This window comes from Pseudomonas sp. B10(2017), from assembly GCF_002113295.1.
Lineage (GTDB): Bacteria > Pseudomonadota > Gammaproteobacteria > Pseudomonadales > Pseudomonadaceae > Aquipseudomonas > Aquipseudomonas pudica.
Map to the genome: position 1 here is coordinate 53,657 of NZ_NEJU01000010.1, position 15,969 is coordinate 69,625.

Annotated in this window: 14 protein-coding genes; 10 read left to right on the forward strand and 4 right to left on the reverse strand. The window is 63.7% G+C overall.

The window, feature by feature from the left end; translation table 11 throughout:
• Positions 1-92 precede the first annotated feature (92 nt).
• On the reverse strand, positions 93-1,040 hold the full coding sequence (locus CAF92_RS14115) for a LysR family transcriptional regulator (RefSeq protein ID WP_085601183.1): 948 nt from the start codon (positions 1,038-1,040) through the stop codon (positions 93-95).
• Between the two features lie 191 nt (positions 1,041-1,231).
• Between CAF92_RS14115 and CAF92_RS14120 the strand changes: the two genes are divergently transcribed.
• The 4 genes from CAF92_RS14120 to CAF92_RS14135 are packed head-to-tail and all read left to right on the forward strand — an operon-like array spanning position 1,232 to position 6,011.
• Positions 1,232-2,761: an efflux transporter outer membrane subunit gene (locus tag CAF92_RS14120; RefSeq protein ID WP_085601184.1), complete on the forward strand. Its 1,530-nt coding sequence runs from the start codon at positions 1,232-1,234 to the stop codon at positions 2,759-2,761.
• A complete protein-coding gene (locus CAF92_RS14125; protein WP_085601185.1) occupies positions 2,758-4,935 on the forward strand; it encodes an FUSC family protein in 2,178 nt (725 codons plus the stop codon). The genes CAF92_RS14120 and CAF92_RS14125 overlap by 4 nt, the downstream gene beginning before the upstream one ends.
• Before the next feature lie 4 nt (positions 4,936-4,939).
• The gene (locus CAF92_RS14130) at positions 4,940-5,140 is read left to right on the forward strand and encodes a DUF1656 domain-containing protein (RefSeq protein ID WP_008097766.1); all 201 of its coding nucleotides are present in this window, start codon (positions 4,940-4,942) and stop codon (positions 5,138-5,140) included.
• Between the two features lie 10 nt (positions 5,141-5,150).
• Complete coding sequence (locus tag CAF92_RS14135; RefSeq protein WP_085601186.1) at positions 5,151-6,011, forward strand: HlyD family secretion protein; 861 nt, start codon at positions 5,151-5,153, stop codon at positions 6,009-6,011.
• Positions 6,012-6,078: 67 nt separating this feature from the next.
• On the opposite strand, the gene CAF92_RS14140 is transcribed toward CAF92_RS14135, so the two are convergent.
• Positions 6,079-6,531, reverse strand: a complete 453-nt coding sequence (locus tag CAF92_RS14140) for a universal stress protein (protein WP_046617098.1) — start codon at positions 6,529-6,531, stop codon at positions 6,079-6,081.
• A 272-nt stretch (positions 6,532-6,803) separates the two neighbouring features.
• On the opposite strand from CAF92_RS14140, the gene CAF92_RS14145 reads away from it, so the two are divergent.
• From CAF92_RS14145 to CAF92_RS14165, 5 genes are all read left to right on the forward strand, one after another.
• Complete coding sequence (locus CAF92_RS14145) at positions 6,804-7,712, forward strand: LysR family transcriptional regulator (RefSeq protein ID WP_046617099.1); 909 nt, start codon at positions 6,804-6,806, stop codon at positions 7,710-7,712.
• Positions 7,713-7,948: 236 nt separating this feature from the next.
• On the forward strand, positions 7,949-9,490 hold the full coding sequence (locus CAF92_RS14150) for an MFS transporter (RefSeq protein WP_085601187.1): 1,542 nt from the start codon (positions 7,949-7,951) through the stop codon (positions 9,488-9,490).
• A gap of 28 nt (positions 9,491-9,518) precedes the next feature.
• Entirely contained in the window at positions 9,519-10,580 is a 1,062-nt protein-coding gene (locus CAF92_RS14155; RefSeq protein WP_046617101.1) for an HlyD family secretion protein, read from the forward strand.
• The gene (locus tag CAF92_RS14160) at positions 10,577-12,028 is read left to right on the forward strand and encodes an efflux transporter outer membrane subunit (protein WP_085601188.1); all 1,452 of its coding nucleotides are present in this window, start codon (positions 10,577-10,579) and stop codon (positions 12,026-12,028) included. The genes CAF92_RS14155 and CAF92_RS14160 overlap by 4 nt, the downstream gene beginning before the upstream one ends.
• A gap of 155 nt (positions 12,029-12,183) precedes the next feature.
• Positions 12,184-12,978, forward strand: coding sequence for an SDR family NAD(P)-dependent oxidoreductase (locus tag CAF92_RS14165; RefSeq protein ID WP_085601189.1), 795 nt, complete (start codon positions 12,184-12,186; stop codon positions 12,976-12,978).
• Positions 12,979-13,108: 130 nt separating this feature from the next.
• Here the strand turns inward: CAF92_RS14165 and CAF92_RS14170 are convergent, their stop codons facing one another.
• Positions 13,109-13,921: an SDR family oxidoreductase gene (locus CAF92_RS14170; protein ID WP_085601190.1), complete on the reverse strand. Its 813-nt coding sequence runs from the start codon at positions 13,919-13,921 to the stop codon at positions 13,109-13,111.
• 151 nt (positions 13,922-14,072) lie between these two features.
• Positions 14,073-14,537 carry a multidrug transporter gene (locus tag CAF92_RS14175; protein ID WP_085601224.1) on the reverse strand — a complete coding sequence of 155 codons (465 nt, stop codon included), beginning with the start codon at positions 14,535-14,537 and terminating at the stop codon, positions 14,073-14,075.
• 227 nt (positions 14,538-14,764) lie between these two features.
• On the opposite strand from CAF92_RS14175, the gene CAF92_RS14180 reads away from it, so the two are divergent.
• Positions 14,765-15,922 carry a hypothetical protein gene (locus CAF92_RS14180; RefSeq protein WP_143516132.1) on the forward strand — a complete coding sequence of 386 codons (1,158 nt, stop codon included), beginning with the start codon at positions 14,765-14,767 and terminating at the stop codon, positions 15,920-15,922.
• Positions 15,923-15,969: the final 47 nt, after the last annotated feature.

A 15,969-nucleotide genomic window follows, 5' to 3' on the forward strand; every position in this document is an offset into this window, starting at 1 on the left:
CAGTGGTGTACCTGTGGGAGCGGGTTTACCCGCGAAGAGGCCGGCAATGGTTAGCAACCTACCATTGTCCGCCCCCGCAATGCAGCAGCTTTTTAATTGGCGATCATCACCTGATGGGTTTTCAGGTCTGCCTCATGGGCTGCCAGAATCTCCGGCAGCGAGTTGCGCAGGTACTCGACCCAAGTCTTGATCTTGGCATCCAGGTACTGCCGCGACGGGTAGATGGCGTACAGGTTCAGTTCCTGCAGCCGGTACTCGGGCAGCACCCGTACCAGGCTGCCATCGCGCAGGCCATCGATGGCCGAATAGATCGGCAGCACGCCCACGCCCATGCCGCTGCGAATCGCAGTTTTCATGGCATCGGCAGTATTGACCATGAACGGCGAGCTGGTGATGTTGACCATTTCCTGGCCTTCCGGCCCGTCGAACAGCCACTTTTCCAACGGGATCACCGGGCTGACCATGCGCAGGCAGGCATGCTTGAGCAGGTCGGAAGGCTTGTGCGCAACGCCGTGGCGGGCAATGTAGGCGGGCGAGGCGCAGACGATGCTGTAGGTGATGCCCAGGCGCTGGGACACGAACCCGGAGTCGGGCAGTTCGGTGGCCAGCACGATGGAAACGTCATAGCCCTCGTCGAGCAGGTCGGGCACGCGGTTGGCCATGGTCAGGTCGAAGGTCACGTCCGGGTGCGATTCGCGGTAGCGGGCGATGGCGTCGACCACGAAGTGCTGACCGACCCCGGTCATAGAGTGCACCTTCAATTGCCCGGCCGGGCGGGCATGTGCGTCGCTTGCCTCGGCCTCGGCTTCTTCGACATAGGTAAGAATCTGTTCGCAACGCATCAGGTAGCGCTTGCCGGCTTCGGTCAGCGCAATGCGGCGGGTAGTACGGTTGAGCAGCCTTGTTTGCAGATGGGCTTCCAGGTTGGAGACCGCCCGCGACACGTTCGCGGTGGTCGTATCCAGTTGCCCGGCGGCAGCGGTAAAGCTGCCAAGTTGGGCTACGCAACTGAAAGCACGCATGTTTTGCAGGGTGTCCATGGGTCACTCTCGATGTAGAGGACAAAATTGTGTCACGAAGTAACGTAAAAGAGATGAAAAGTTGCCTTCGACCAAAGGCGGATTATCGCTGTTTTGGTAACAAAGATTCGCAGGAATCCACGCTTATCGCCAGTGCTGCCGCCCCCTAGAATTGCCCGGCCCCTCCAACTCTTCCTCGGGAAATCGCAGCTGTGCCGCGTCGCATCATCAGAACGCTCAGTGCGTTCAGTGCCTGTGCCCTTGCCCTCACCTTGAGCGGCTGTATCGGAACCTGGGGCATTGCCCCGCAAAGCAAGACGCTGCAAGCCAACAACCTGAACACCGACGCGGCCATACGCGAAGCCGCGACCGACGCCCACTGGCCCGACCAGCAGTGGTGGCACGCCTATGGCGACCCACAGCTGGACCGCTGGGTTGCCCTGGCCGTGGCCGGCAGCCCAAGCCTGGCCATGGCTGCGGCGCGGGTACGCGAAGCCAAGGCCATGGCCGGCGTGGTCGAGTCGGCGGAAAAACTCCAGGCCAATGGCCAGGCCACGCTCAAGCGTCACAACTGGCCTGAAGACCAGTTCTACGGGCCGGGCGCGCTGTCCGGTGCCAATACCTGGGACAACAACGCCGCCATTGGCTTCAGCTATGCACTCGACCTGTGGGGCCGCGAACGCAATGCCAGCGAGCAGGCCGTGGATCAGGCGCACATGAGTGTGGCCGAAGCCCGCCAGGCGCAGCTGGAGCTGCAGAACAACGTGGTGCGCGCCTACATCCAGCTGAGCCTGCACTTCGCCCAGCGCGATATCGTCAAGGCCGAGCTGGACCAGCAGGAGCAGATTCTGGCCTTGGCCAAGCGCCGGCTGGATGCAGGCATCGGTACTCATTTCGAAGTCAGCCAGGCCGAAGCGCCGTTGCCGGAAACCCATCGCCAGCTCGACAGCCTCGACGAAGAAATTGCCCTGGCCCGTAACCAGCTGGCCGCCCTGGCAGGCAAGGGCCCGGGGGAAGGCGCACAGTTGCAGCGCCCGAGCCTGGCCCTGGCCGCGCCGCTGAAGCTGCCGTCGAATCTGCCGGCCGAACTGGTCGGCCAGCGCCCCGACGTGGTCGCCAGCCGTTGGCAGGTGGCCGCCCAGGCGCGGGGTATCGATGTTGCCCATGCCGGCTTCTTCCCCAACGTAGACCTGGTCGGCAGCCTCGGCTTCATGGCAACCGGTGGTGGCCCGCTGGAATTCCTCACCGGGCGCAAGTTCAACTACAACGTCGGCCCGGCCATCAGCCTGCCGATCTTCGACGGCGGCCGCCTGCGCTCGCAGCTGGGCGTGGCCTCTGCGGGCTATGACATGGCAGTGGCGCGCTACAACCAGACCGTGGTCGGTGCGCTGAAGAACATCTCCGACCAGCTGATTCGCCGTGAGTCGATGAAAGAGCAGTCGCACTTCGCCGCTGAGTCGGTCGCGGCTGCGCAGAAAACCTACGACATCGCCATGGTCGCCTTCCAGCGTGGCCTTACCGACTACCTCAACGTGCTCAACGCCCAGACCTTGCTGTTCCGCCAGCAGCAGGTGCAACAGCAGGTGCAGGCCGCCCGCCTGATTGCCCATGCCGAGCTGGTCACTGCCTTGGGCGGCGGCTTGCAGGCTGGCCAGGACGTGCCGAAAGAGGAGCGCCAGGCCGCACCGAAAACCCCGGCCACCCTGGCCATTTTCGACAAGAAGCCGGATAACGCCGAATGAGCACCTCAAGTTTGCCCGTGCGCTGGCTGCAGAGCCTGGAATGGCGCCGGGGCTTCTTTGCCTGGGCACGCACCGACGGGGTGACCTGGGTGTACATCTTCAAGGTGCTGGCCGCCGCGTTCATCACCCTGTGGCTGGCCATGCGCCTGGAGCTGCCCCAACCGCGCACGGCGATGATCACCGTGTTCATTGTCATGCAGCCGCAAAGCGGGCATGTGTTCGCCAAGAGCTTCTACCGGGTGCTCGGCACCCTGGCCGGCTCGGCGATGATGGTGGCGCTGATCGCCATATTCCCGCAGAACACCGAGCTGTTCCTGCCCAGCCTGGCCCTGTGGGTAGGCCTTTGTTCGGCCGGTGCCATGCGCTACCGCACCTTCCGCGCCTATGGCTTCGTGCTGGCCGGCTACACCGCGGCGATGATCGGCCTGCCGGTGCTGGAACACCCTGACCAGGCGTTCATGGCGGCGGTATGGCGGGTGCTGGAAATCGCCCTGGGCATTCTGGTGTCGACCTTCGTCAGCGCGGCGATTCTGCCGCAGTCGGCCAGTGCCGCCATGCGCAACGCCCTGTATCAGCGCTTTGGCGTGTTCGCCGGAGTGGTGGTCGAGGCCCTGCGCGGCGAAAGCCAGCGGGACCGCTTCGAGAGCAGCAACGTGCGCTTCGTCGCTGAAGCAGTGGGCCTGGAGAGCCTGCGCAACGTAACCGCCTTCGAAGACCCGCACATGCGCCGGCGCTCTGGTCGCCTGGTGCGCATGAACAGCGAGTTCATGGCCATTACCACACGCTTCAATGCCCTGCATCGTTTGCTGGAGCGCCTGCGCGCTCGCGGCCCGCTGCAGATCGTCGGCGCCATCGAGCCGGGCCTGAACACCCTCGTGGAGCTGTTGCAGCCCTACGTGGGCCGGGCGCTGACCGACGCCGATGCGCTGCGCCTGACCCTGGAGCTGGCCGCTTACAAGGAAGGCCTGCAGGCACAGGTGCGCGGCCTGCGCGCCGAGTACCTGGCAACCGAGCCGAGCGAGTCCGACCTGCTCGACTTCCACACCGCCTTCGAGCTGCTCTACCGCTTCGTCGACGAGATGTACAGCTACGCCGAAACCCACGCCTCGCTGGCCGCGCACCGGCACGAGCGCGAGCAGTGGAGTGAGCCCTATGTGGCGCAGACCAGCTGGTTGGTATCGTTGGCCGCCGGTGTGCGCGCCTCGGCGGTGCTGTTGCTGCTGGGCAGCTACTGGTTGTTCAGCGACTGGCCCAGCGGCGCCATGATGACCCTGATCGCCACCGTCACCGTGGGCCTGTCGGCGGCCTCGCCGAACCCCAAGCGCATGTCGTTCCAGATGGCCTGCGGCACGGCGATCGGTGCCTTCGTCGGCTTCTTCGAAACCTTTTTCGTGTTCCCCTGGATCGACGGTTTCCCGCTGCTGTGCATGGTCCTGGCGCCGGTGTTCGTGTTGGGTGCGTTCCTTTCGTCACGGCCGGCCTATGCCGGCTATGGCATAGGCCTGCTGGTGTTCTTCGCCATCGGTTCGGTGCCGAACAACCTCACCGTGTATGACCCATACACCTTCATCAACGACTACATCGGCATGGTCATCGGCATGTTCGTCTGTGCCGCTGCCGGAGCGATCATCCTGCCGCCCAACAGCCGCTGGCTGTGGAGCCGCCTGGAGCAGGAACTGCGCGAGCAGGTGCTGTTCGCCATCAGCGGCCGCCTGCGCGGCATCGGTACCGCCTTCGAAAGCCGCACCCGAGACCTGCTGCACCAGGCCTATGGCCTGGCAGCCGGCAAGCCGCAGGTACAGAGCCAGTTGATGGGCTGGATGTTCACCGTGCTGGAAATCGGCCACGCCATCATCGAGCTACGCAAGGAACAGGCCCGTGCGCCGGTGCACCCGGCCTACGCCGAGTCGCAGCCCTGGCGCCAGGCGATCCGCGTGATGGGCCGTGCCCTGACCCGGTTGTTCCTGCAGCCCAGCGCCAGCAACCACGAACGCGCGCTGGTGGCGGTGGACCACGCCATCTCCCGCGTGCAGGCAACCGACGAGCCCTTCGCCCGCCACTTCGACACTTCGGTGCTGCGCCGCGCGCAAAGCTACCTGCACTTCATCCGTTCTTCCCTGCTCGACCCACAGTCGCCGTTGGCACCGGCGAAAGGACTGCACGATGCTCCGTGAAACCATGCCCCGTGAAATCGCTTTCCATGGCGTGTACATGCCCACCATGACCTTGATGTTCCTGTTCGCCCTGGGCCTGGCCTGGGGCCTGGACCGGTTCATTGCCAGCCATGATGGCTACCGCTTCTTCTGGCACCCGGCGCTGCTGCGCCTGAGCCTGTTCGTCTGCCTGTTCGGCGCTTTGGCGCTGTCGCTCTACTGGTGAGAATCCTTCGATGAAAAAGTTCTTCAGCCTGATCGCCACCCTGTTGGTGCTTGCCGCTGCCGTGGTGATCGGTCGCCAGTTGTGGCTGCACTACATGACCACGCCCTGGACCCGCGACGGCCGTGTGCGTGCCGACATCATCAACGTCGCTGCCGATGTGCCTGGCTATGTGGTGGACGTGCCGGTCAAGGACAACCAGCGGGTGAAGAAGGGCGACCTGCTGATCCAGATCGACCCCGAGCACTACCAGCTGGCGGTCGACCAGGCCAAGGCGCTGGTCGCTTCGCGCAAGGCCACCTGGGAGATGCGCAAGGTCAACGCCAAGCGCCGTGCCGACATGGACAACCTGGTGATCTCCAAGGAAAACCGCGACGACGCCAGCAACATCGCCAACTCCGCCCAGGCGGACTACCAGCAGGCCCTTGCCGAACTGGCCGCCGCCGAACTGAACCTCAAGCGCACGCATATCGTGGCCACGGTGGACGGCTACGTGACCAACCTGAATATCCACAAGGGTGACTATGCGCGTACCGGTGAAGCGGTGATGGCGGTGGTCGACGAGAACTCGTTCTGGGTGTACGGGTTCTTCGAGGAGACCAAGCTGCCGCATGTGAGGGTGGGTGACCAGGCCGAGCTGCAGATGATGAGCGGCGAGCGCATCAAGGGCCACGTGGAGAGCATCGCCCGTGGCATCTATGACCGCGACAACCCACAGAGCCGCGAGTTGATTGCCGATGTGAACCCGACCTTCAACTGGGTGCGGCTGGCGCAGCGGGTGCCGGTGCGCATTCATATCGATGAAGTGCCGGACGGGTTTTTGCTGGCAGCGGGGACGACTTGTACGGTGGTGGTGAAGCCGAGTTCGCCTTGATAAATATGTCGCCTGGGATCAAGCGCTGCGCGGGCGGCGTTCGATCTCAGGCGATACACCTCTCAAGTCATGCACTCGCCGCCCCCACCAACACCGGCACCTTCACCCGATCAATCACCTTCGCGCTGATCGACGGGTCCAGCATCCGCCCCAGCCGTGACAGGTGGCGGTGGCCCATGATGATCAGTTCACAATTCAGTTCCTGCGCCTTGGCCACGATTGCCTCGACCGGCTGCCCGGCCACCATGCAGCCCCGGCTGGCGAAGCCGGCTTGCTGCAACTCGCGCACCGCCTCGGCCACCGCCTGGTCGGCCTGGTGCTGCTCTTCGCAGGCGGCGGGGTATTCTTCCAGTTCTTCCGCGGTGTAGGGCGCGGGTTGATCGTGGACGGCGAAGGTAGAGTCGATGGCCAGCAGCACATGCAGTTCGTGTTCGCCGGGGCGGCAGTAATGGCGGGCGAGGGTGAGCAGGGCAGTGGATGCAGGGGAGGCGTCGATGGCGATCAGGACAGGGCTGGGCATGTGGAATCCTTGTTTCAGGCTGGCTAAGCATTTGCCTGTACCGGCCCTATCGCCGGCAAGCCAGCTCCCACAGGTACCCCGCATTGCCCAAGGCCTGTGTTGAACCTGTGGGAGCTGGCTTGCCGGCGATAGGGCCAGTACAGGCACTGCAAATCTTATGACCCAATCACCGTCCAAAATAAATGCCCCACCACGCACGAGCGCATTGCGTCTGGTGCATTCCACCAACCTGCTACCATCGCCATTCCTCACAGCTGTAACGGAAAACGGCCATGCAACTCCCGGACATGAACCTGCTCGTCGCCCTCGATGCCCTGCTCGACGAGGGCAGCGTGGTCGGCGCGGCGCAGCGCATGAACCTCAGCCCGGCGGCGATGAGCCGGACCCTGGGGCGTATCCGCGATGCGTTGGGTGACCCGATCCTGGTGCGTGCCGGTCGCGGCCTGGTGCCGACACCGCGGGCGCTGGCCCTGCGCGAGCAGGTGGCGGCGTTGGTGGAGCAGGCCGGCGAGGTCTTCCGCAGTGCCGACGAGGTCGACCTGCCCAAGCTCGACCGGGCCTTCAACATTCGCACCAATGACCTGTTCATCGCCCTTTACGGCGCCCAGTTGCTGCGGCGCATGCACGAGCAGGCGCCGCGCACGGTGCTGCGCTTCGTGCCGGAAAGCCCCGGCGGCGATGACGACAGCGTGCTGCGCGACGGACGTACCGACCTGATCATCAGCTCGACCGTGGACCTGGGCCCGGAGATCAAGGTGCAGAGCCTGTTCCAGACCTACTACGTGGGCCTGGCGCGGCGTGACCACCCAATCTTCGAGCAGCCGATCACGCCGACCAGTTTTGCCAGTTATCCACAGATCAGCGTGTCCCGCCGTGGTCGGGCCAACGGGCCGATCGATGTGGAGCTGGCCAACTTCAAGGTGCAGCGGCGGGTGGCGCTGATCACCCCGAGCTTTCACTCGGCGCTGTTCTCGCTGCCGGATTCCGACCTGATCCTGCCGATGCCGGCGAACATCCTCAACAGCGTGCACAAGCTTGGGCTGCCGCTGCGCTCGTTCCAGATCCCGGTGCCGCTGGAGCGGGTGAACGTGCTGCAGGCATGGCACCCACGGTTTCACAATGACCCGGCGCATCGCTGGTTGCGGCAGACCCTGAAGGCTTGCTGCAGTGTCGACCCTTGAGTGATGTTCTGCCTGGGCCGGCCTTTTCGCGGGTGAACCCGCTCCCACAGGGATATCACAGGTCTTGAGAGGTGCACTGTACCTGTGGGAGCGGGCGCGCCCGCGAAGCAGGCGACTCGATTTTGAGGTGGATTGCGCCTGACGCAACATAAACCTACCGATAAGTCAGTTTTCGTCAGCATTCGACCTTCTTAGACTTGCTCCAGTCGCAAATTTGTTGCTGGAGATGTCTGCCCATGAGTTCCCTGTCCGCCCAGTCTGCCGCGATTGCCGCCGCCCCCGCGCCGGCCGCGCCTGCGCAGACTGCGTTCGGCCTGCAGGTAGTGGTCGGGCTGTTCGGTGTGCTGCTGGCCGTGCTGTGCGCGGGCCTCAACGAGTCGGTAACCAAGATCTCCCTGGCCGATATCCGTGGTGCCATGGGCATCGGTGCCGACGAAGGCGCCTGGCTGCTGGCGGTCTACAGCGCCGCTTCGGTCTCTGCCATGGCCTTCGCGCCATGGCTGGCCACCACGTTCTCGCTGCGGCGCTTCACCATGAGCGCCATCTGCCTGTTTGCCGTGCTCGGCCTGCTGCAACCGTTCGCCCCAAACCTGCACAGCCTGACGTTGCTGCGTGTACTTCAAGGCTTCGCCTCTGGCGCCTTGCCGCCCATGTTGATGAGCGTTGCCCTGCGCTTCCTGCCACCGGGCATCAAGGTTTATGGCCTGGCCTGCTATGCCCTCACCGCCACCTTCGGCCCCAACCTCGGCACGCCGCTGGCAGGGTTGTGGACTGAATACGTCGGTTGGCAGTGGGCGTTCTGGCAGATCATCCTGCCTTCGGCGCTGGCCATGTTCTGCGTCGGTTGGGGCCTGCCGCAGGACCCGCTGCGCCTGGAGCGCTTCAAGCAGTTCGACTGGCGCGGCCTGCTGCTCGGCCTGCCGGCCATCAGTTGCATCGTGCTGGGCCTGTCGCTGGGTGACCGCTGGGGCTGGTTCGATTCGCCGCTGATCTGCTGGCTGCTCGGCGGTGGCCTGCTGTTGCTGGTGCTGTTCATGTTCAACGAATGGTCCGAGCCGCTGCCGTTCTTCCAGTTGCGCATGCTGTCGCGGCGCAACCTGAGTTTCGCCCTGGTGACCCTGGCCGGTGTGCTGATCGTGCTCTCGGGTGTTGGCAGCATTCCGTCAGCCTACCTGGCGCAGATCCAGGGCTACCGGCCTGCGCAGACCAGCCCGCTGATGATGCTGGTGGCCATGCCGCAGCTGATCGCCCTGCCGCTGACGGCGGCGCTGTGCAACATCCGCGCGGTGGACTGCCGTTGGGTACTGGGCATCGGCCTGGCGATGCTGGCGGTGTCCTGTGTCGGCAGCAGCCTGCTGACCAGCGAGTGGATCCGAGGCGACTTCTACCCGTTCTACCTGCTGCAGGTGTTCGGCCAGCCAATGGCAGTGCTGCCGCTGCTGATGCTGTCCACCAACGGCATGACCCCGCAGGAAGGCCCGTTCGCCTCCAGCTGGTTCAACACCGTCAAGGGCCTGGCCGCGGTGGTCGCCGGTGGCCTGCTGGACGCCCTTGGCACCCTGCGCCGGCACTTCCATTCCAACCACCTGGTGGACAGCCTGGGCAACGCCCCGCTGGTCGACGATAACGCAGCCGGCCTGGCCAGGCGCATCCACGATCAGGCGTTGGTGCTGACCTCGGCCGACCTCTACCTGGTCATGGCCTGCATTGCCGTGGCCCTGATCTGCCTGATTCCTTTCGTGCCTACCCGGGTCTATCCGCCGCGCGCGGTGGCTTGAACCCTGGATGAATTCGAGAACCACTGAAATGACCAACAACCGCAAAACCCTGTTCATCGGCTCGGTGCTTGCCGTGGCCGTCCTGGCCGGCATCGTCGGCCCCTGGATGTTCGGCAGCGACCATCGCCAGAGCACCAATGACGCCTATGTGATCGCCGACTACACAGTGGTCGCGCCCAAGATCGCCGGCTTCATCAAGGAGGTGCTGGTGGAGGACAACCAGCAGGTCAAGGCCGGCCAGTTGCTGGCGACCATCGATGACCGTGACTACCAGGCCGCGCTGGATGCCGCGAAGGCGCAGTTGCTGGTGGCCCAGGCACAAAGCGCCGATGCCCGTGCCACCCTCGAGCGCCAGGCTTCGCTGATCGCCCAGGCTGAGGCTGCAGTCAAAGCGGCCCAGGCCGAAGCTGCGTTCGCCGATCATGAGGTCAACCGCTACAGCCGTCTGGCCGAGCAGGGTGCCGGCACAGTGCAGAACGCCCAGCAGGCGCGCAGCGGGGTCGACCAGGCCCGCGCACGCCTGGCCAATGCCCAGGCGGCACTGGTAGCGGCGCGCAAGCAGGTGGATATCCTTGCCGCCCAGGTTGCCAGTGCCGACGGCCAGCTGAAACGCGCCGAGGCGGGGCTGGAAAAGGCCCAGCTCGATTTGTCCTACACCCGCATCACCGCGCCGGTGGACGGCATGGTCGGCGAGCGCGCCTTGCGTGTGGGTGCCTACGTCAACCCGGGCGCCCGCCTGCTGTCGGTGGTGCCATTGCAACAGGCCTATGTGGTAGGCAACTTCCAGGAAACCCAGCTGACCCACGTACAGCCTGGCCAGGCCGTGAGCATCAGCGTCGATACCTTTGCCGGCGAGAAACTGCAGGGCCATGTGGACAGCATCGCTCCGGCCACCGGCGTGACATTCGCTGCGGTCAAGCCCGACAACGCTACCGGCAACTTCACCAAGGTGGTACAGCGCATTCCGGTGAAGATCGTTTTCGATGATGGCCAGCCGCTGCTTGCCCGCCTGCGCGTAGGCATGTCGGTGGAGGCGACCATCGACACCCGTGGCGACAAGCTGGACGGCAAAGAGGTAAGCGCACGATGAAACCGGCATCACGCTTGAGCCCTTTGCTGCTGGCCGCATTGATGGCTGGCTGCACCCTGGGCCCGGACTTCCAGCGCCCTGACAGCCAGGCACCGCAACAGTGGGCGCCGCTGCAAGGCGAGGTGGCGGCCAGCCAGCCGCAGGCCGAACCGCTGGAACTGCGCTGGTGGGAGAGCTTCCACGATGCCCGCCTGAGTGCCTTGATCCAGCGTGTTGCCGAGCGCAACCTGGACCTGCAGATGGCCAGCGCCCGCCTGCTGCAAAGCCGCGCCCTGCGCAGCACCGTGGCAGCCGACCAAGTACCGTCGGTGGACGTGAACGCCGGCTACAGCCGCGCGCGCAACAGTGCCGAAGGCCTGAGTGACCCGTCCGGCAAGGCGGGCAAGGAAGCCTTCAACCTCTGGCAGGGCGACCTGGTGGCCGGTTGGGAGCTGGACCTGTGGGGCCGTGTGCGGCGCCAGGTCGAGGCTGCCGATGCCACGGTCGAGGTAGCCGAGAACGACCGCCGCGGCGTGTTGCTGGCATTGCTTTCGGAAACCGCCGGCAACTACATCCAGCTGCGCGCCGTGCAGCACACCATCGATGTGACCCGCGACAACCTCAAGGTCGCCCAGCACAGCCTGAAGTTGTCCGAAAACCGCCAGGCCGAAGGTGTCGCCACGCGTCTGGACGTGGCCCAGGCCAATGCCCAGGTCGCCTCGATCGAGTCTCGCCTTCCAACCCTGGAAGCGCGGCGCGATGACCTGATCAACGCCCTCAGCCTGCTTGCCGGCGAACCGCCGCGCAGCCTGCAGGCCGAGTTGCTGCAGGGCGGCGAACTGCCTGCGCCGCAGCAGAAGTTCGCCATTGGCTTGCCGTCCGAACTGGCCGAGCGCCGCCCGGACATTCGCCAGGCCGAGGCCCGCCTGCATGCCGCCACTGCCAGCATTGGCGTGGCCAAGGCTGACTTCTACCCCAGCATCCGGCTGTCGGGCAATGTCGGGTTCCAGGCCATGCAGCTGTCCGATTTCGGCGCCTGGGATTCGCGCCGTTTCGCCTTTGGGCCGCAGCTGTCGCTGCCGATCTTCGAGGGTGGCCGGCTCAAGGGCACCCTGGAACTGCGCGAGGCGCAGCAGCAGGAAGCGGCGCTGAACTACCGCAAGGTGGTGCTGGGTGCCTGGCATGAAATCGACGATGTGCTACGCCTGTACAACGCCAGCCAACTGCGCCGCGACCACCTGGCCGAGGCGGTGCGGCAGAACCGCATCGCCCTGGAAACTGCCCAGCGCCAGTATGTGGAAGGGGCGGTGGACTTTCTCAATGTGCTGACGGTGCAGGGTGCCCTGCTGGCCAGCGAGGAACAGTGGATCGACAGTTCGGCGGCGGTGTCGCAGGCGCTGGTGGGGCTGTACAAGGCCCTGGGTGGTGGCTGGCAGGCGTTTGATGAGCAGCCAGCGAAGAAAGCATAAAGACGGGGGCCGCGTTGCGGCCCATCGCCGGCAAGCCAGCTCCCACAGGTACAGCGCTGGCCCCAGGCACAGTGCAATTCCTGTGGGAGCTGGCTTGCCGGCGATGGGCTGCAAAGCAGCCCCCTGCGATTCCCCAGACAGATGAGGAGGCACAGATGCACATTTCCCTGAACGGCAAGCGCGCCATCGTCAGCGGCTCCACCGCGGGCATCGGCCTGGCCATCGCCATCGGCCTGGCCGAAGCGGGGGCCGAAGTGGTCCTCAACGGACGCACCCAGGCCCGGGTCGACGAAGCTCTCAAAGTTGTGCGCGAACGCCTGCCACAGGCGTGCATCATCGGCATCGCTGCCGACCTGGGCACCCAGGCTGGTGCGCAGCAGCTTTTCGACCAGGTGCCGCACACCGACATACTGGTCAACAACTTGGGCATCTTCGAGCCCAAGCCGTTTTTCGAGATCGAGGATGAGGACTGGCAGCGTTTCTTCGACGTCAATGTGCTCAGCGCCGTTCGCCTGTCGCGCCACTATGCCCAAGGCATGGCCGAGCGCAAATGGGGGCGGGTGGTGTTCCTGTCCAGTGAGTCAGCGCTGCAGATTCCGAGCGAGATGATTCATTACGGCATGACCAAGACTGCGTTGCTGGCGGTGTCGCGCGGGTTGGCCGAGACGCTGGCTGGTACCGGGGTGACGGTGAATTCGGTGCTGCCGGGGCCCACACGCTCGGAGGGGGTGGGTGATTTCTTTGCCAAGCTGGCCGAGGAGCAGGGGGTGTCGACTGAAGAACTGGAAGCCAACTTCCTGGCTGAGCACCGGCCGACCTCGCTGATCAAGCGGCTGGCGACGGTGGAGGAGGTGGCGAACATGGTGGTGTACCTGGCGTCGATGCAGGCCAGTGCTACCACCGGGGCTGCCTTGCGGGTGGATGGCGGGGTGCTGCGTTCCATTGCCTGATCTGTTTTGCCTGTACCGGCCTCTTTGCGGGTAAACCCGCTCCCACAGGGATCGCACAGGACTCAAATTCTGTGGGGTACCTGTGGGAGCGGGTTTACCCGCAAAGAGGCCAGCACAGGCTACCCATCAATCAGAGCGGGCGCAGTAGGCCAAACCGCTTGCGTAGCGCCCAGTCCAGCACCCGCCGTGGCAGTAACCGGGCCATCAACGGCAACGCCATGCTGCCATTGCCCAACCGCACCATCGCCGGCACCGGCGACTTCCCGACCGCCGCCAGCACGCCCTGGGCAAACACTGCCGCCGAGGTGGGCTTGTCCTGCGAAGCCCGTGCCCGTGCCTGCACGTGCTCGCGCAACGGCCACCACGCCGAGTCCGCCGCCAGCACCTGCTCGGCCTGACGCTGGGCATTGCTGGCGAACTGCGAGGCAATCGCCCCAGGCTGCACTTCCATCACCCGCACCCCAAACGGCGCCAATTCCAGGCGCAATGCATCGCTCAGTGCATGCACGGCTGCTTTCGAAGCGCAGTAGGCGCCGGCAAACGGCGTGACCAGCACGCCTGATACGCTGCCGATGTTCACCACCAGGCCCCGTGAGCGGCGTAGCTGTGGGAACAATGCGCGAGTAACGCCGACCACGGCGAATACGTTGGTTTCGAACTGCTGGCGCAAGGCATCCACACCGCCATCGAGCAGCGGGCCCATGGCGCCGTAGCCGGCGTTGTTGATCAAGATATCGAGGTTTACCAGTTCCTCGGCCAGGCGGGCCAGCGCTTCGCTGTCGTTCACATCAAGTTGCCGGGCGGTGAAGCCGGCGGCGTTCAGTTGCTCGACATCCTCAGGTTTGCGGGCGGTGGCCCAGACGTGGTGGCCGGCATCGCGGAAGGCGTCGGCCAGGGCGCGGCCGATGCCGCTGGAACAACCGGTGATCAGGACGGTGGGCATGGTTGGGGCCTGTTGTCAGGGGAAGTTGGTGTTGCCTGTGCCGGCCCTTTCGCGGGCTTGCCCGCTCCCACAGGTACTCCACAGCTCTTGAGTACTGTGCAGTACCTGTGGGAGCGGGCAAGCCCGCGAAAGGGCCGGCACAGGCGATACATTAGTTGGCAAACGCACCTTGCAGGTGCTCTGCACGAAACTCCAGGGTCTGCGGCCGGTACCCAGAGCGCAGTGGCGGCAGTGGCAGGCAGTCTTTCCACTCGGCCCCCGGCTGTAGTTCACCCGGCCCACGGTAGCGCGGGGCGTTGTAGGTGTTCTCCGCCAGGTTCACGGTATCGCCCGGCGCATACGCGGCCACCCGCCAGCGCAGCTCGGTCAGCGGCACGTCGTTGCCGTTCTTCATGCGCACCTGCAGGGCGCGGTCGGCGGGGCAGTGTTCGGGGGCGTAGGCCAGGCGCAGGTCCAGGCGGGCCAGTTGCGAGGTTTCGCGGGTGTCCTGCCAGATGACGAACAAGGCCACCAGGCCCAGGCCACAAACCGCGGCCAGCGAGATCGGCAAGGCCTTGGCCGGGTAGCGCAACAGCAGCACCAGCCAGGTGAGGATGAGGAAGGCGCCGATGATCATGAAGGCGGGCAGACCTTGGTTGCGCGGGGTCTGACCATCGTAGCTCATAACAACAACGCTTCAAAAGCCTGATGTGTCTGGATCAATCAGCCAGCAGAAGAGTTTGATGGGTTATGACGCTGGGTAGGAGTATTGATTCAGGCATTACCTGGTATTTTTGATAGGTTACAACCCTCTGGTTATTGATTAGTTTCAATCTGTATGTATCGATAATCGGAGTGGAAGAAATGGAAAATTTCAGCGAAAAATGGACTGAGATTGAATTCGCTATTCCTGAGGGAGCTGTCTCGTGGGGGGCGGCAAGGTTGCGAGACGGAAATTATTATGTGGCGGCATCGTCGCAGTGTGAGATTTATGTGCTGCGGTATGACGATCGAGGAAGTCTGGATATATCCTTCGGCGAGCAAGGGATAGTGAAATTTCCAAATTCTGATCGTTTCGGCACTAGGTTTTCTTTCAGTCTGCAAGAAAATGCGGTCATGCTGTCCTGTCTGGCAGGTGAAACTGGTAATTATAGTAAATTTCTGCTCTGCAAGCTTGACGTCGATACCGGGGCGTTGGATCCGGGCTTCGGGGATAAAGGTGTAAAAGTTGTGCCGATACCCCAGGCGAACCAGACCACCCTTGTTGAGGCTGGTGTCAATCGAGCCCCGCAGTTACCGGATGGTAAGCATCGACAACTCGTATCTCATGGGATGGCTCAATTTGAATTGACAGGTGAGCTGGACACGGCATTCAACGAAAACGGGGTGCTCAGAAGTTTTCCCAAGTCAAGTTACGAATATCAGACAATGAATATCATGTCTTACACGAGTGCCGGTAAGCATGAAGGTTTCTTGATGAGTGGCTTCTTCAACCATGAAGGCTATGGCCGTGGCTGGGTGGGAGCCATCGATAGTGAAGGTAAATTATTGCGCGATTTCGATGGCGATGGTGAAGTCCATTTCATGAAGCTCCCAGATCAAGAACTCACCAATCTGGTAATGGAGCCGATGTTGCAGGTCGACGATTATCTGTATGTGGCTGGCAGTGGAGGACGAGAGCTGTATCCAAGGTTCATCTATCGTCTGCATCGGGATGGCAGAATAGATGAAAGTTATAACGATGGTAAGCCAGTATTTTTGGAAGTTGGAAAGGCCAAGGTTTTTCACCTGGTTCAAGACGGCGACGGCATTCTCATCGGGGTATGGGGTGTTGAAGCGACGGGTGGGGTTATTCGATGCGATGCCGCTGGTAAGCGAGACCTGTCATTCGGCCAGGGCGGTTGGTTGAACATGCCCGTGAAATACATGGATCCCGTATCGTTGACCATAAGGGAATATGAAGGCTCCAGGATTGTGGAAGTATTGAGTCACAGTTATCTCTTGCGTCACCGGATCGAATAGAAACAGCTGAGCAGGGCTCGGGCAGCCCTGGCCTGGATGGTTCCCAG

Coding starts and splice junctions, on each gene's coding strand:
- CAF92_RS14115 (WP_085601183.1), bottom strand. CDS start 1,040: ATGGACACCCTGCAAAACATGCGTGCTTTCAGTTGCGTAGCCCAACTT.
- CAF92_RS14125 (WP_085601185.1), top strand. CDS start 2,758: ATGAGCACCTCAAGTTTGCCCGTGCGCTGGCTGCAGAGCCTGGAATGG.
- CAF92_RS14130 (WP_008097766.1), top strand. CDS start 4,940: ATGCCCCGTGAAATCGCTTTCCATGGCGTGTACATGCCCACCATGACC.
- CAF92_RS14135 (WP_085601186.1), top strand. CDS start 5,151: ATGAAAAAGTTCTTCAGCCTGATCGCCACCCTGTTGGTGCTTGCCGCT.
- CAF92_RS14140 (WP_046617098.1), bottom strand. CDS start 6,531: ATGCCCAGCCCTGTCCTGATCGCCATCGACGCCTCCCCTGCATCCACT.
- CAF92_RS14145 (WP_046617099.1), top strand. CDS start 6,804: ATGCAACTCCCGGACATGAACCTGCTCGTCGCCCTCGATGCCCTGCTC.
- CAF92_RS14150 (WP_085601187.1), top strand. CDS start 7,949: ATGAGTTCCCTGTCCGCCCAGTCTGCCGCGATTGCCGCCGCCCCCGCG.
- CAF92_RS14155 (WP_046617101.1), top strand. CDS start 9,519: ATGACCAACAACCGCAAAACCCTGTTCATCGGCTCGGTGCTTGCCGTG.
- CAF92_RS14160 (WP_085601188.1), top strand. CDS start 10,577: ATGAAACCGGCATCACGCTTGAGCCCTTTGCTGCTGGCCGCATTGATG.
- CAF92_RS14165 (WP_085601189.1), top strand. CDS start 12,184: ATGCACATTTCCCTGAACGGCAAGCGCGCCATCGTCAGCGGCTCCACC.
- CAF92_RS14170 (WP_085601190.1), bottom strand. CDS start 13,921: ATGCCCACCGTCCTGATCACCGGTTGTTCCAGCGGCATCGGCCGCGCC.
- CAF92_RS14175 (WP_085601224.1), bottom strand. CDS start 14,537: ATGATCATCGGCGCCTTCCTCATCCTCACCTGGCTGGTGCTGCTGTTG.
- CAF92_RS14180 (WP_143516132.1), top strand. CDS start 14,765: ATGGAAAATTTCAGCGAAAAATGGACTGAGATTGAATTCGCTATTCCT.